Origin of the sequence: Nocardia sp. NPDC051990 (assembly GCF_040680755.1) — a bacterium.
Taxonomy (GTDB): Bacteria; Actinomycetota; Actinomycetes; order Mycobacteriales; family Mycobacteriaceae; genus Nocardia.
On record NZ_JBFAXH010000033.1, the window covers coordinates 16,355 to 29,354 of the forward strand.

A 13,000-nucleotide genomic window follows, 5' to 3' on the forward strand; every position below is an offset into this window, starting at 1 on the left:
TCGTCACCGCCGTCCCGGCCAGCCGGTGTAGGCCTCGGCGAGGAAGGTGGACCCGGCAACCGAGTCGGTCACCGCGGCCAGCTCCCCCTCCTGCCTGCGCACATCGAACGGGGTGGCCTCGCGTGGGGTATGCAGCATCGTGGTCATCCAGTAGGAGAAGTGTTGCGCCTTCCATACCCGGGCGAGCGCGCGCTCGCTGTAGGTCGCCAGGGGAGCGGTGTCGTTCGCCGCGAGTGCCCGTTCGAGTTCCTCGGCGAGCACTCGGACATCGGCAAGCGCCAGGTTGAGCCCCTTCGCGCCGGTCGGCGGGACGGTGTGCGCGGAATCACCAGCGAGTACCAGCCTGCCGTAGTGCATCGGCTCCTGCACGAAGCTGCGGAACGGCAGCACGGACTTGGCGGTGATCGGGCCCTCGACGAGCTTGTAGCCGTTGGCGCCGACGCGGGTCTGCAGTTCCTCCCAGATCCGGTCCTGCGGCCAGTCGTCGACGTTCTCCGACGGGTCGCATTGGAAGTACATGCGCTGCAGGCGATCGGTGCGTTGACTGATCAGGGCGAAGCCGCGCGGAGAGTGGTTGTAGATCAGCTCCGGCGCGCTCGGTGACGCTTCGGCGAGGATGCCGAACCAGGCGAAGGGGTACTCGCGGAAGTATTGGCTGCGCCGGTCGGCAGGCACCATGTGCCGGCACAGGCTGCGGGAGCCGTCCGCACCGATGAGGAAATCAGCACGGATCTCTTGGGCGCTCCCGTCGGCGTCGGTGAACCGTAGGACCGGGGCGTCGGTGGCCAAGTCGTCGACCGACACGTCGGTAACGCCGAAACGGACGTCACCGTCGTCGCGCTGCCGGGCGTCGGCGAGGTCCATGAAAACGTCGGTCTGCGGGTAGAGCTGGGTCGAGGCGCCGACCAGGCCCTGGAAGTCGATCCGGTGACCGCCGCCGCCAAAGGCCAGTTCGATGCCGTCGTGGCGGTAGCCGTCGCGATGCACCCGGTCGGACACGCCGGTGTCGACGAGCAGGTCGACAGAGTCCTGCTCCAGGATGCCCGCCCGATGGGTCTCTTCGATCTCACGGCGGCTGCGCACATCGACCGCTACCGAGTCGATTCCGACGCGGGCCAGCAGGTGGGAGAGCATGAGCCCGGCGGGGCCCGCGCCGACGATGGCGATCTGAGTACGGCTCTGGGTGGGGGAGGACATGGCCGAATTCTGGGGCCGCGAGACCGGCCGCGGCCATCGTCTACTTCCGTTCAGCGAAACCGAGGTCAATCGGAGAGTGGTCCTGGGATGCTGCGGCCGATGCCGCGCGCGGCGACCTGCAAGGCGCTGACCAGCCGCGCCTGGTCGCGGTCGAGGCTGGGCACGACGACGCCGAGCGCCGCCACCACGTCGCCGTGCGCGCGGATCGGGACGGCAACCGAGCAGGCGCCGAGGCTCATCTCCTCGACCGTGGTGGCGTAGTCGTCCTCGCGCACCCTGTCGAGCTGGCGACAGAGCACGCCCGGCTGGTTCACCGTGTATCGGGTGATCCTCGGCAGGTCGGCCAGCACCGCCGACCGGATCTGGGCGGGGGCATGGGCCAGCAGCGCCTTGCCGACCCCGGTCGCGTGCAGGGGCAGTCGCGAGCCGATCGAGCTGACCACCGGCACCGAGGCGTGACCGGAGAGCCGGTCGACGTAGAGCACCTGGCGGCCGTCGCGCACAGCGAGATGCACCGTGGCCAGCGTCGCGCCGTAGAGATCGTGCAGGTAGGGCGAGGCAATCTGGCGCAGCCCCGACTGCACTGGGGCGAGCAGTCCGATATCCCAGAGTCTGCGCCCGATCACGTAGTTCCCGGACTCGGTGCGGCTCAGTGCGCCCCAGGCGACGAGTTCGCCGACCAACCGGTGCGCGGTCGGCAACGGCAGCTCGGCGCGAGCCGCGAGTTCGGTGAGGGTGAGCCGACGGTGGCGCTGGTCGAATGCGGCGAGGATCGCCAATGCGCGACTTGTCACCGAGAGACCCGGCCGGGTGGAGTTGCCTGCCATACGAACAGCCTTCCGTTCAGCGGAAGTGGTCGCAAGTCTGTCGGGCATGGCCCGGCTTATGGTACGGCCGTGCCCCAGACCCAGCAGACGCCCGTCACGCCGCTGACAGACCCGGACTCGGCGTCGGCGAGCCAGACCGACATCAATGCCGAGATAGCCGCGATCAGCGTGGAATACGCCGCCGCCGGGGCTGTCGAAACCCAGCCCCGTCTGGACTATGCGCCCTACCGCAGTAGCCTGCTGCGCCACCCGACCAAGGACCCGCACCATGCCGATCCGGAAACGATCGAATTGTTCGCTCCGGTATTCGGCCACCGTGACGTGTCCCGGCTCGAGTCGGACCTGACCATCCAGGACGGCGGTGCCCCCCTTGGCGAACGAATCGTGGTGACCGGCCGGGTACTCGACGGCGAGGGCCGTCCGGTGCGCAACCAACTCGTGGAGATCTGGCAGGCCAACGCCGCCGGTCGCTATATCCACAAGCGCGACCAGCATCCGGCGCCCATCGACCCGAACTTCACCGGCGTCGGGCGCACCCTCACCGACGACGATGGTCGCTACTGCTTCACCACCATCAAACCCGGCCCCTACCCGTGGAAGAACCACCACAACGCCTGGCGGCCCGCGCACATCCACTTCTCGCTGTTCGGCACCGATTTCACCCAGCGCCTCGTCACGCAGATGTACTTCCCCGGCGACCCGCTGTTCTCGCTCGACCCGATCTATCAGTCGATCGTCGACCAGACTGCCCGCGCCCGGCTGGTCGCGACCTACGACCACGACGTGACCCGCCACGAGTGGGCCACCGGCTACCGTTGGGACATCGTGCTCACCGGCAGCCGCCGCACCCCGACGGAGGAATCCGCATGAGCACGCTCGCGCCCACCCCGGGCCAGACGGTCGGCCCGTTCTTCGGTTACGCGCTGCCGTTCGACGGCGGCGCCGAGCTGGTTCCTGCCGGCCATCCCCGGGCGATCCACTTGCACGGCACCGTGTTCGACGGGGCCGGGATGCCGGTACCCGACGCCCTCATCGAATTGTGGCAGGCCGACGAGAACGGGAAGGTGCCGCAGGTGCAGGGCTCCCGGGCCCGCGACGGGTGGACCTTCACAGGCTTCGCCCGCACCCCGGTCGACGACACCGGCCACTACAGCTTCACCACGTTGCGCCCCGGCGCGACCGATCCGGACCGCGCGCCGTTCTTCCTGATCACTGTGTTCGCCCGCGGCCTGCTGCACCGACTGTTCACCCGCGCCTATCTGCCGCTCGACACAGACGCCGTCGCCGCCGACCCGCTGCTGTCGACGGTGCCCGAGGAGCGGCGCGCCACTCTCATCGCCCGGCCCGACGAACACGGCTTTGTTTTCGACATCCGGCTGCAGGGCCCCGGCGAGACCGTCTTCGTCGAGTACGGGGAACACTGATGCCCGCTCTGCTCTGGCCGGGTGACGACCGTGCCGGAGACCACCTCTCCGACATGGAGGTGGTCCGCGCGATGGTTCGGGTCGAAACCGCTTGGCTGGCAGTTCTCGCCGAGGCGGAGATCGCCCCAGCAGAGGCGGCGATCGATTTGGGCGGTCAGGTCGATGCCATCGACCTGACCGACCTGGTCGAGGCTGCCGAGCCGGGTGGCAACCCGGTGATCCCGCTCGTGAAACTGCTTCGCGAATGGCATTCCGACACCCACCCCGAGGCCGCCCGCTGGCTGCACCGCGGCCTGACCAGTCAGGACGTGCTCGACACCGCGCTCGTGCTCGGCCTGCGCGAGACCGCGGCCGCTGTGCTCACGGGGATCGACAGGCAGGTCGACGTGCTGGCCGGACTCGCCGACCGGCACCGTGCCGACCTGATGGCCGGCCGCACCCTGACCCAGCATGCCGTCCCGGTCACCTTCGGGCTCATGGCGGCCCAGTGGCTGCACGGCGTGCTCGAGGCCCGCGACGACCTGCGCGACGCGCGCGATCGGCTGCCGGTTCAGATCGGCGGCGCAGCGGGAACGCTCGCCGCGGCAGCCGAGCTGGTGCGGCTCACCGAGGGGAGGGGTGACCCGGTCGCACTGGCCCGCGCCGCGGCCGTCCGGCTCGGACTGCCCTGGGCACCGCCGTGGCACACCGTCCGCACCCCGCTCACCCGCCTCGCCGATGCCCTCACCCGGGCGCTCGACGCCTGGGGTCACATCGCGGGTGACGTGTTGGTGCGCGTCCGCCCCGAGATCGCTGAACTCGCCGAACCCGCGGGCAACGGGCGCGGCGGCTCCTCGACGATGCCGCAGAAGGCCAACCCGATCCTGTCCGTGCTGATCCGCCGCGCCGCACTGACAGCTCCCGGGCTGTCCGTCCAGCTTCATCTCGCCGCCGCGTCGGCAGTGGACGAGCGCCCCGACGGCGCATGGCACACCGAGTGGACGCCGCTGGTCCAGCTCGCCCGGCATGCGCTCACCGCCGCCGACCAGATGGCAGAACTGCTGGCCGGGCTGCATGTCGACACCGGCCGCATGGCCCGGCTCGTGCAGTCCGCGGCCTCCGGCCTGCTCGCCGAACAGCGTAGCCTCGCCCGTCTGGTCGACAGTTCTCCCGAACCGGACTTCGACCCGAGCCATTACCTCGGCAGCACCGACGCGCTGATCGACGAGATTCTCGGCCGGGCTCGTTCTGGATGCCGGTCCCGCACCCGTTCCGAAGGAGCACAATGACGATCCCGACCGTGACCGGCGTGCAGCTGGCCGGTTCCGCCGCCCTGCCACTGCTGGTCTGCGGCCCCTCACTGGGCACCTCGGCTGTCACCCTCTGGTCGACCACGGCCGAACTACTGGGCGACCACTTCCATGTCGTGGCCTGGGATCTGCCCGGGCACGGGCACAATCGCGCCGAGATAGCGGATGAATTCACCGTGGCCGAACTCGCCGAGGGCGTGCAGGCCCTCGTCGACGGCGTACTCGCCGAGCGCGGTGAACCCAGTGGCGGTTTCCACTACGCGGGCGACTCGATCGGCGGTGCGGTTGGCCTGCAACTGCTCCTCGACAACCCGGACCGGATCACCACCGCCGTCCTTGCCTGCACCGCGGCCCGCATCGGCGACGAGGCGATGTGGCGGGACCGGGCCGCGCTGGTCCGCTCCGCGGGAACCCCGGTCATGGTCGACGGCTCGGCCAAACGCTGGTTTGCCCCCGGTTTCGTCGATCAGCACCCCGACGTCGCCGGTGCGCTGCTGCATTCGCTCGCCGATGCCGACGCGGCCGGTTACGCCGCGGTCTGCGATGCGCTGGCGACCTTCGACGTGCGTGCCGACCTCGACCGGATCGACACACCGATCCTCGCCCTCGCCGGCGCCTATGATCTCGTCACCACGGTCGCCGCCATGGCCGAACTGGCGCATGGGGTCGGCGACGGTCGGCTGGTCGTCCTCGAGCGGGTCGCCCACCTCGCGCCCGCAGAAGCGCCCGCCGACACCGCTCGAGTCATTCGCCAGGCCGCGGGATTCGAGTCCGGTCCCGCCGCCATCGCTGTGACCGATTCCCCGGCGGCCCCAGCGATAGTGGGTACCGGCCCGGCCGTCTGGCCCGATACCGCGAAAGGCGCCCCGCCGCAGGCATTCACTGTGGACGACCGGCGTGCAGCGGGCATGGCCGTGCGCCGCGCAGTCCTCGGCAACACCCACGTCGACCGCGCCACCGCCGTCGCCACCGACCTGACCCGTGAATTCCAGGAGTTCATCACCGACTACGCCTGGGGCGGCATCTGGACCAGGCCGGGGCTGGACCGCCGCAGCCGGTCGATGATCGTGATCACCGCGCTGATCGCTCGCGGCCACCACGAGGAACTGGAGATGCATCTGCGCGCGGCCCGCACCAACGGCCTGACCGACGACGAGATCAAAGAAGTTCTCCTGCAGTCGGCGATCTACTGCGGGGTGCCGGACGCGAACACCGCGTTCCGCATCGCGCAGCAGACGTTGACCTGCGAACCCGAAGGAGGGAACGCTCGATGACCGGCACCCCGCAGGTCTATGTATACGACGCGGTGCGGACACCGTTCGCGCGCTTCGGCGGCGCGTTCGCCGAAACGCGCCCCGACGACCTCGCCGCGGCGACGTTGCGGGCGGTGGTCGACCGCACCGGCCTGGACCCGGCCGCGATCGACGAGGTCGTGCTCGGCAATGCCAACGGCGCGGGAGAGGAGAACCGCAACGTCGCCCGCATGGCTGCCCTGTTGGCCGACCTGCCGGTCACGGTGCCAGGCACCACCGTCAACCGGCTGTGCGGCTCTTCGCTCGACGCCGCCATGATCGGCTCGCGCACCATCGAGACCGGTGACGCTGACATCGTCCTCACCGGCGGCGTCGAGTCGATGACCCGCGCTCCGTGGGTGCTGCCCAAGCCTTCGCGCGCATACCCGGCGGGCAACACCGAGCTGGTTTCCACCACCCTGGGCTGGCGGCTGGTCAATCCGGCGATGCCGAAGGAGTGGACGGCCTCGCTCGGTGAGTCCAACGAGCAGCTGTGCGAGATCCACGGCGTCTCCCGCGAGCGCCAGGACGAGTTCGCGGCCCGCTCCCACCGGCTCGCCCACGCGGCGTGGGAAGCCGGGTTCTACAACGATCTGGTCATAGGCGTCCCAGGGACCGACCTGGCCCGAGACGAGGGCATACGCCCCGATTCGACCACGCAGGCTCTAGCCGGACTGAGGCCGTCGTTTCGCAAGAACGGCACGATCACCGCGGGTAACGCATCGCCGCTGAGCGACGGCGCTTCGGCTGTACTGCTCGGGTCGGCGGCCGCCGCGGACCGCATCGGCCGTGACCCGCTGGTCCGCATCGCTGCGCGCGGCACCCACGCTGTCGAACCGCACCGCTTCGGCTACGCCCCGGTCGAGGCCGCCGAAAAGGCGCTGGCACGGGCAGGTATCAGCTGGTCCGATGTCGGCGCGGTCGAGCTCAACGAGGCGTTCGCGGTGCAGTCGCTGATCTGCCTCGACGCCTGGAAGGTCGATCCGGAGATCGTCAACACCAAGGGCGGCGCGATCGCCCTCGGCCACCCGCTCGGCGCGTCCGGCGGTCGCCTCCTCGGCACCCTCGCCGCCGCACTACGCGCCGACGGCCACCGCTGGGGCGTTGCTGCGATTTGCATCGGCGTCGGCCAGGGCCTGGCCGTCGTACTGGAGAACGAGGAGACCGTGTGACCATCGCCCATCTGACCGACGCGGATGCAGCCGTTGCCGACATCCCTGACGGCGCGACGGTGCTGATCGGTGGCTTCGGCACCGCTGGGCAGCCGATGGAGCTCATCGACGCGCTGCGCCGACACGGCGCGACCGACCTCACCGTGGTCAACAACAATGCCGGCAACGGCGACAACGGGCTGGCGGCACTGCTGGCCACCGGTAATGTCCGCAAGATCGTCTGTTCGTTCCCGCGCCAGCGCGATTCGTGGGTCTTCGACGAGCTCTACCGTTCCGGCCGCATCGAACTCGAGGTGGTGCCTCAGGGCAACCTCGCCGAGCGGCTGCGCGCCGCGGGTGCGGGCATCGGCGCGTTCTTCACGCCCACCGGTGTCGGCACCACTCTGGCCGAAGGTAAGGAGCAGCGCACCATCGACGGCCGCGACTACGTACTCGAGTACCCCATTCGCGGCGACTTCGCGCTCATCAAAGCCCATCGCGCCGATCGTATGGGAAACCTCGTGTACCGCAAGACAGCTCGCAACTTCGGCCCTGTGATGGCCACCGCCGCGAACACTACAATCGTCCAGGTCGGCGAGGTCGTCGATACCGGCGCGCTCGACCCGGAGAACATCGTTACCCCCGCCATCTTCGTAGACCGGGTGGTGCATCTGGCCGGCGTGCCCGAACCGGCCCAGGAAGGAGCTGCGTGATGAGCCGCACGACGAGCACCGAACATACCGACCGCGGACCGCTGGACAAGCACGAGCTGGCCGCGCTGGTCGCCGCCGACATCCCGCGCGGCGCGTTCGTCAATCTGGGCATCGGCCAGCCCACTATGGTGGCCGACTATCTCGCGCCTGAGCAGGGTGTCATCCTGCACACCGAAAATGGCATGCTCGGCATGGGCCGCGCCGCCGTCGGCGGCGAGGTAGACCCCGATCTGATCAACGCGGGGAAGGTCCCGGTCGTCGAGACGCTGGGCGCCTCCTACTTCCATCACGCCGACTCCTTCGCCATGATGCGAGGCGGCCATCTCGACGTGTGCGTGCTCGGCGCCTTCCAGGTCTCGCATACCGGCGACCTCGCCAACTGGCACACTGGCGCCCCCGACGCCATCCCCGCTGTCGGCGGTGCGATGGACCTTGCCATCGGCGCCGAGCAAGTCTTCGTCATGATGTCTCTGTTCACCCGCGACGGCATCTCGAAGCTGGTGGAGAAATGCACCTACCCACTGACCGGACGCCGTTGCGTCAGCCGCGTCTACAGCGACTACGGGGTCTTCGAGCTCGAGCGCGAACGGGTGCGGGTGCGGTCGGCCTACGGGATCTCCCTCGACGAATTACGCAGCCGGACCGGTCTCGATCTGACGTCATGAGGGTTGGCCATCGGCTGCCACGCTGCGGGCGGCGGCGCCAGGTGCCGCTCCCGTTTCCTACGGTGTGGAATGGGCTGTACGGCATCGAAACCCGGAATCGCAGGACTGGTACACGGCGTGATTGTTGCGGTGGTGTAGATGCCGGTGGGTCCGGCTGCGCCTACCGCGTGGCGGGCGAACTCGCGTGCGATCGCGCCGCCGTAGCGGCGCTCGACCCAGGTGGTTGTTGTGTGGCGCAGCCAGTGGATGGAGATGCCGTGGGTGATGACCCAGGGCAGATATCGGCCCTGTCTTCGGCGTGGGTGTAGATCCGGCGCGGTGTGTCGATGACGGGCGGACGACGTCACGTCCGTCTCGTCCGTTGCGGCGGATCAGTCGCTCGGTTCTGATCGCCTCACACAGCGCCTGCAACTGCGCGGGGGTCGGCTCGTTCAAGCGCCGTTCGGCCCATCCCGGTTGAGCGAGGATCTTCGTCCAGTACGTCTGGTACTGGTCGCGGGTGCGGCCCGCGGGCATGCTGGCCCGCACGAGGGGAATGTATTCGGCGAAAGTCGGAACGTTCGCGGCACCACTACGGCTGTCTTCGCCGAGTTCGGAGACGGTGAGGTTGAGCCGGTCCATCATCATCCGGACCGCAGCGACATCGGCGTCACTGCGGGCGTTCATCGGTCCACCCCCTCGCGGAAGCGGCGTGCGGCCATCTCGTCGAGGACACGCGGCGGAAACACCACCAGCAGGCCTTGATCGGGATCGGCGGCCAACAGCACCCTGTCGTGATGCTGGATACCCGCACCGCGCCGCGTCTGGGCAGGTAACGCCAGATGCCCGTGCTCGGTGACCCCGCGGCGACCGAAACCGGGACGGGTGATCACGATCAGCCCTCCGGTAATCCGCCACGACAGCAGGTCACCAGGGTGCCAATCCAGCGCTGTCAGAACGGATTCGAGCTTCGCGGTGGGGCCATCCTGCTGCGGGTCCGGATAGGTGGCGGTGGCTTTCCATTGCTGGTTCGATACGCTAACTGGCGGAACGACTTTCGGCCAGACGTCGCGATGTCATGCAGATCCGTCCGGGCTATATTGTTAGAGCGGGTAGTACGGCCGCGAGTGTTGTTACGCGGGAAGGACATCGACTGATGACAGTACGGCGAGCGGCGGCGGGGGTCGTGCTATCGGCAGGGATCGGTGCGTTGGTGTGCGGAATGCAGGCGACGCCAGCCCAGGCGGATCCGCTACCGCAATGGGCGCCGCTCGGCACCACCCTCTACACCTTCGGGGATGCGAATTTCTGTACTGGGGCAATTGGCGTGGCGGTGGAGGCCGCGCCGAATCTGCCCGGCCACGTGCTGGCGCACGTGACACCACTGGGTTATCAGCGCGGGCCGTGCGGCAATCACGTGATGTTGGGATGGGTGGGCTCAGCGGGTGCGCGGGCGCAAGATGTGTATGTGCACACCGATGCGGCGCCGGGCGACACCGTGACCGTGGACCTGTGGGTGGGGATGGGTCCGGCAAAGATCATGGCCGACACATGGCCGATCCAGGGCCCATTCGCGGAGTGGTATCTGCTGGTGCCCTAGCCGCGCGCCGGGTGAAGCAGAACTCCGAGCACGTCGTGCCTGCCCCACGGAGATCGGCCGGTTACGGATTCCGGCGGCGGGAGCCAGGTTCGGATGCGGGGGCGATCCGAGTGTTGCGGACATGTTCGTAGACAATGGAAGTGCGGACATCGGCGACTTCGGGTCTTTCGGTGAGGTTGTCGATCACGTAGGCGTACAGACTGTCGTTATCGGGAACAGCGACGTGGATGAGGAAATCCTCGCTGCCGGTGGTGACGAGCATGCCAAGCGTGTCGGGCAGGCCGCACACCCACTCCTGGAGCCCGCGGCCCGTTTGTGCTTCCTTTTGGGGAGATCACCACCTGCTCGTTCTGCCCAGGAGTGGGACCTAGCGGGAATCACGAGACATCACGAACTCCTGAGTGGTGTCAGGGGTTCAAGTCCCCCTTCGCCCACAGAGGTAGTGCAGTAGAGCCGCAGGTCAGAGGGTGTTTTCTCTGTTCTGCGGCCCGTTTCGTCAACAGGATTTGTTGGCTGGGATGTTGACCGGAATCGCCAGTTGGTGTTGACAATCGTTTTCGGTCAAGGCGGGGGAATGTTCCCCTTTCGGTTCGAACGCTATGAAAATGCCTGGTAATCGATTGTTTGGTGCTCGGCGCATGTGTGTGGTCGAGGTCGTGGGTTAGCGGATCGGCCTGGTGGAGAAGGGGGTTCGGAAGCACTCCCTTCCCCCTTGCGTCGGGTATTTGGAGATGCCCGGCCTCGCGCTCGGTCGCATCATCTGAGTCTTGGGTCGGTGGCTCTTGCCTCGTAGCAGCCGAGGTACCTCGATTGCACCTGCCCCCAGGCTATGCTCACCGCCCGAAAGCGCGTCGCAGGACCGCCGAACTCAAACCTCCCGCAATATATTTGAGCCGATTCCATACGACTCGGTCGTCATACGTGTCCCGTCCGTCAATCCGCGCGGCGACCAAACATCGGCGGAACCGGGTGAAAGTTCGTGCACCCTATAGTGCAGGGGGCGGACTGTACGACGAGGGAGGCGAGATGTCGGAGGAACTCGAAGTCGACCCGAATCGACTACGCGACGCATCTCGGTTTGCCACCGGGAAGGCTCAGGTCATCCGGGAACAGCTCAAGCAACTCGACGACACGGTCGGTCGCGAACTGCTTGCCGACGGCTGGCGGGGAAAAGCAGCGAGCGCGTACGACGAATCGTGGATCGAGTGGAAGCACGGTGCCGACGAGATCGTTGCTGCGCTGGAGAGCACTGCCACGAACCTTGCTGATGCCGCTAACCGTTACGAGTTCCGGGATAGCGCCAATCGTGATTCGATCACCCAATTCGGGGGACAGGTGTAGCTGATGGCGGACGACTACAGCTATCGGGTCAACCTCCAGCAGCTCGACGAAGCCATCGCGGCGATGGCGAAGTTCGGAGCAGATGTCGAGGGCTGGCTGCGAGAAGTCGACCAGCACATCGCCGATTTGCATCTGACGTGGTCGAGCCGGGCGGCCGAGGCGCAACGCGCCGCGCATGACCGTTGGATGGCGGGCGCTGCAGAAATGCGGGAGAACCTCGACGAATTGCGTGAGGTGGCCCGCCGAGCGCACACGAACTACACAGCCGCGGTGGAAGCGAACGTGCAGATGTGGCCGCAATGACGCCGACAGTACCGCTCATTGTTCACCGCAACGAGGAATACACCTCTGCCGGTGAGATCTTCGGCCAGATGTCCACCGACACCGTGACCACCCACTCCGCGCTGGTCACGGTGCTCACCGCATATGCAGGGATGGCTGGCAGCGACAGCGTCGGCGGTCAATGGGCCACTGGATACGACGAAGCCGTCGGACTTGCGATCTCGACCTCATCCAAATTGGCGACCGCGTGCGGCCAGACCAGGAACATGATCGTTGCGGGAGCCTTCAACCACCAGGTCGCCGAGACTGGTGCGAACCTGGCCGATCAACAACCGCCCACCGCACTTCAGCTGTCGACGGATCCTTGCCTCCCAGAATCGACGCCCTCAGCGGCCGGAGACGGAATCCCTGAGCCGTTCGGATGGTCGATACTCAAGGACGCTGTCGGGTTCGCCTGGCCGAACGGTCACCAGGACCAACTGAACGCCGCCAAGACCGCATGGCACACCGCAGCAGCCGACTACCGAACCATCGCCGGTCGGGCCCCGCAGGCTGTCGAGCTCCTCAACAACCAACAGTCACCCGAGATCGAGATCGCCGCCAGCACCTGCCGGACCCGGCAAGCGGACTTCACCGCGTTGGCCGATGCATGCCAAACACTTGGCGATGCCTGCGGTGAGTACGCCCACCACCTCGACGAGGCACACCACAAGATCCTGGAGGAACTCCGAGGACTCGCCATCGAAACCGCCGCGGGCGAAGTCGCTTTCGCCGCGCTGGCGCCATTTACCGCGACCCTGTCCGAATGGGTCGGCAACGCGGTGATGTTCCCCGGGTTTCGTGGAGTCGTCATACTGGACTTCAGGCCACGGGTTGGATGGATGACTGCATCATCTCGTACTCGATCGGAGATCGCATACCGAGGGCCGAATGACGGCGGCGACGGTTGTGGAAGATCTCCAGGTATTCGAAGATCGCGTTTGCCAGCTCGATTCTGGTTCTCCACCGCTGCCGGTTCAGCAGCTCGGTTTGCATTCTGCCCCAAAAGGATTCGATAACGGCGTTGTCGTAGCAGTCGCCGATCGACCCCATCGAGGGCACCAGCCCGGACTTACGGGCCCGGTCGGTGAAGGCCCAGGAAGTGAATTGCTCAGGCTCAACCGGTGGACGCAACACCCGAGGTCATGGAGGGTGTTATGGGAAGGCCATCGGACTGGATGCGGGAGGTAACCGGGCGAGC

Annotated in this window: 14 protein-coding genes and 1 pseudogene; 10 read left to right on the forward strand and 5 right to left on the reverse strand. The window is 67.4% G+C overall.

Going from position 1 to position 13,000, the window contains the following annotated elements:
• Window positions 1-3: 3 nt before the first annotated feature.
• A complete protein-coding gene (locus AB0L63_RS32340; protein ID WP_364508855.1) occupies window positions 4-1,197 on the reverse strand; it encodes a 4-hydroxybenzoate 3-monooxygenase in 1,194 nt (397 codons plus the stop codon).
• 65 nt (window positions 1,198-1,262) lie between these two features.
• Entirely contained in the window at window positions 1,263-2,024 is a 762-nt protein-coding gene (locus tag AB0L63_RS32345; RefSeq protein ID WP_364508858.1) for an IclR family transcriptional regulator, read from the reverse strand.
• Between the two features lie 69 nt (window positions 2,025-2,093).
• Here AB0L63_RS32345 and pcaH point away from each other — a divergent pair, with 69 nt between their 5' ends.
• The 7 genes from pcaH to AB0L63_RS32380 are packed head-to-tail and all read left to right on the forward strand — an operon-like array spanning window position 2,094 to window position 8,558.
• Window positions 2,094-2,894: a protocatechuate 3,4-dioxygenase subunit beta gene (gene pcaH, locus AB0L63_RS32350; RefSeq protein ID WP_364508860.1), complete on the forward strand. Its 801-nt coding sequence runs from the start codon at window positions 2,094-2,096 to the stop codon at window positions 2,892-2,894.
• Complete coding sequence (gene pcaG / locus AB0L63_RS32355; protein WP_364508863.1) at window positions 2,891-3,448, forward strand: protocatechuate 3,4-dioxygenase subunit alpha; 558 nt, start codon at window positions 2,891-2,893, stop codon at window positions 3,446-3,448. Before pcaH ends, pcaG begins: the two co-directional genes overlap by 4 nt.
• Window positions 3,448-4,716: a lyase family protein gene (locus tag AB0L63_RS32360; RefSeq protein WP_364508865.1), complete on the forward strand. Its 1,269-nt coding sequence runs from the start codon at window positions 3,448-3,450 to the stop codon at window positions 4,714-4,716. Before pcaG ends, AB0L63_RS32360 begins: the two co-directional genes overlap by 1 nt.
• The gene (pcaC, locus tag AB0L63_RS32365; RefSeq protein ID WP_364508868.1) at window positions 4,713-6,011 is read left to right on the forward strand and encodes a 4-carboxymuconolactone decarboxylase; all 1,299 of its coding nucleotides are present in this window, start codon (window positions 4,713-4,715) and stop codon (window positions 6,009-6,011) included. Before AB0L63_RS32360 ends, pcaC begins: the two co-directional genes overlap by 4 nt.
• Window positions 6,008-7,201 carry a thiolase family protein gene (locus tag AB0L63_RS32370; protein WP_364508872.1) on the forward strand — a complete coding sequence of 398 codons (1,194 nt, stop codon included), beginning with the start codon at window positions 6,008-6,010 and terminating at the stop codon, window positions 7,199-7,201. The genes pcaC and AB0L63_RS32370 overlap by 4 nt, the downstream gene beginning before the upstream one ends.
• Entirely contained in the window at window positions 7,198-7,893 is a 696-nt protein-coding gene (locus tag AB0L63_RS32375; protein ID WP_364508874.1) for a 3-oxoacid CoA-transferase subunit A, read from the forward strand. Before AB0L63_RS32370 ends, AB0L63_RS32375 begins: the two co-directional genes overlap by 4 nt.
• Window positions 7,893-8,558 (forward strand): 3-oxoacid CoA-transferase subunit B, encoded by a 666-nt coding sequence (locus AB0L63_RS32380; protein ID WP_364508876.1) that lies wholly within the window; start codon window positions 7,893-7,895, stop codon window positions 8,556-8,558. Before AB0L63_RS32375 ends, AB0L63_RS32380 begins: the two co-directional genes overlap by 1 nt.
• A 662-nt stretch (window positions 8,559-9,220) precedes the next feature.
• On the opposite strand, the gene AB0L63_RS32385 is transcribed toward AB0L63_RS32380, so the two are convergent.
• The gene (locus tag AB0L63_RS32385; RefSeq protein ID WP_364508878.1) at window positions 9,221-9,430 is read right to left on the reverse strand and encodes an AbrB/MazE/SpoVT family DNA-binding domain-containing protein; all 210 of its coding nucleotides are present in this window, start codon (window positions 9,428-9,430) and stop codon (window positions 9,221-9,223) included.
• 263 nt (window positions 9,431-9,693) lie between these two features.
• Here AB0L63_RS32385 and AB0L63_RS32390 point away from each other — a divergent pair, with 263 nt between their 5' ends.
• The gene (locus AB0L63_RS32390; RefSeq protein WP_364508880.1) at window positions 9,694-10,137 is read left to right on the forward strand and encodes a hypothetical protein; all 444 of its coding nucleotides are present in this window, start codon (window positions 9,694-9,696) and stop codon (window positions 10,135-10,137) included.
• 61 nt (window positions 10,138-10,198) lie between these two features.
• Here AB0L63_RS32390 and AB0L63_RS32395 read toward each other — a convergent pair whose 3' ends face one another.
• Window positions 10,199-10,426, reverse strand: a complete 228-nt coding sequence (locus tag AB0L63_RS32395) for an Lrp/AsnC ligand binding domain-containing protein (RefSeq protein WP_364508882.1) — start codon at window positions 10,424-10,426, stop codon at window positions 10,199-10,201.
• A 737-nt stretch (window positions 10,427-11,163) separates the two neighbouring features.
• Here AB0L63_RS32395 and AB0L63_RS32400 point away from each other — a divergent pair.
• A complete protein-coding gene (locus AB0L63_RS32400) occupies window positions 11,164-11,478 on the forward strand; it encodes a WXG100 family type VII secretion target (protein ID WP_364508885.1) in 315 nt (104 codons plus the stop codon).
• A gap of 3 nt (window positions 11,479-11,481) precedes the next feature.
• The gene (locus tag AB0L63_RS32405; RefSeq protein WP_364508888.1) at window positions 11,482-11,781 is read left to right on the forward strand and encodes a WXG100 family type VII secretion target; all 300 of its coding nucleotides are present in this window, start codon (window positions 11,482-11,484) and stop codon (window positions 11,779-11,781) included.
• 840 nt (window positions 11,782-12,621) lie between these two features.
• Here the strand turns inward: AB0L63_RS32405 and AB0L63_RS32410 are convergent.
• A pseudogene (locus tag AB0L63_RS32410) lies at window positions 12,622-12,909 on the reverse strand (integrase core domain-containing protein); the annotation flags it as partial.
• Window positions 12,910-13,000 lie beyond the last annotated feature (91 nt).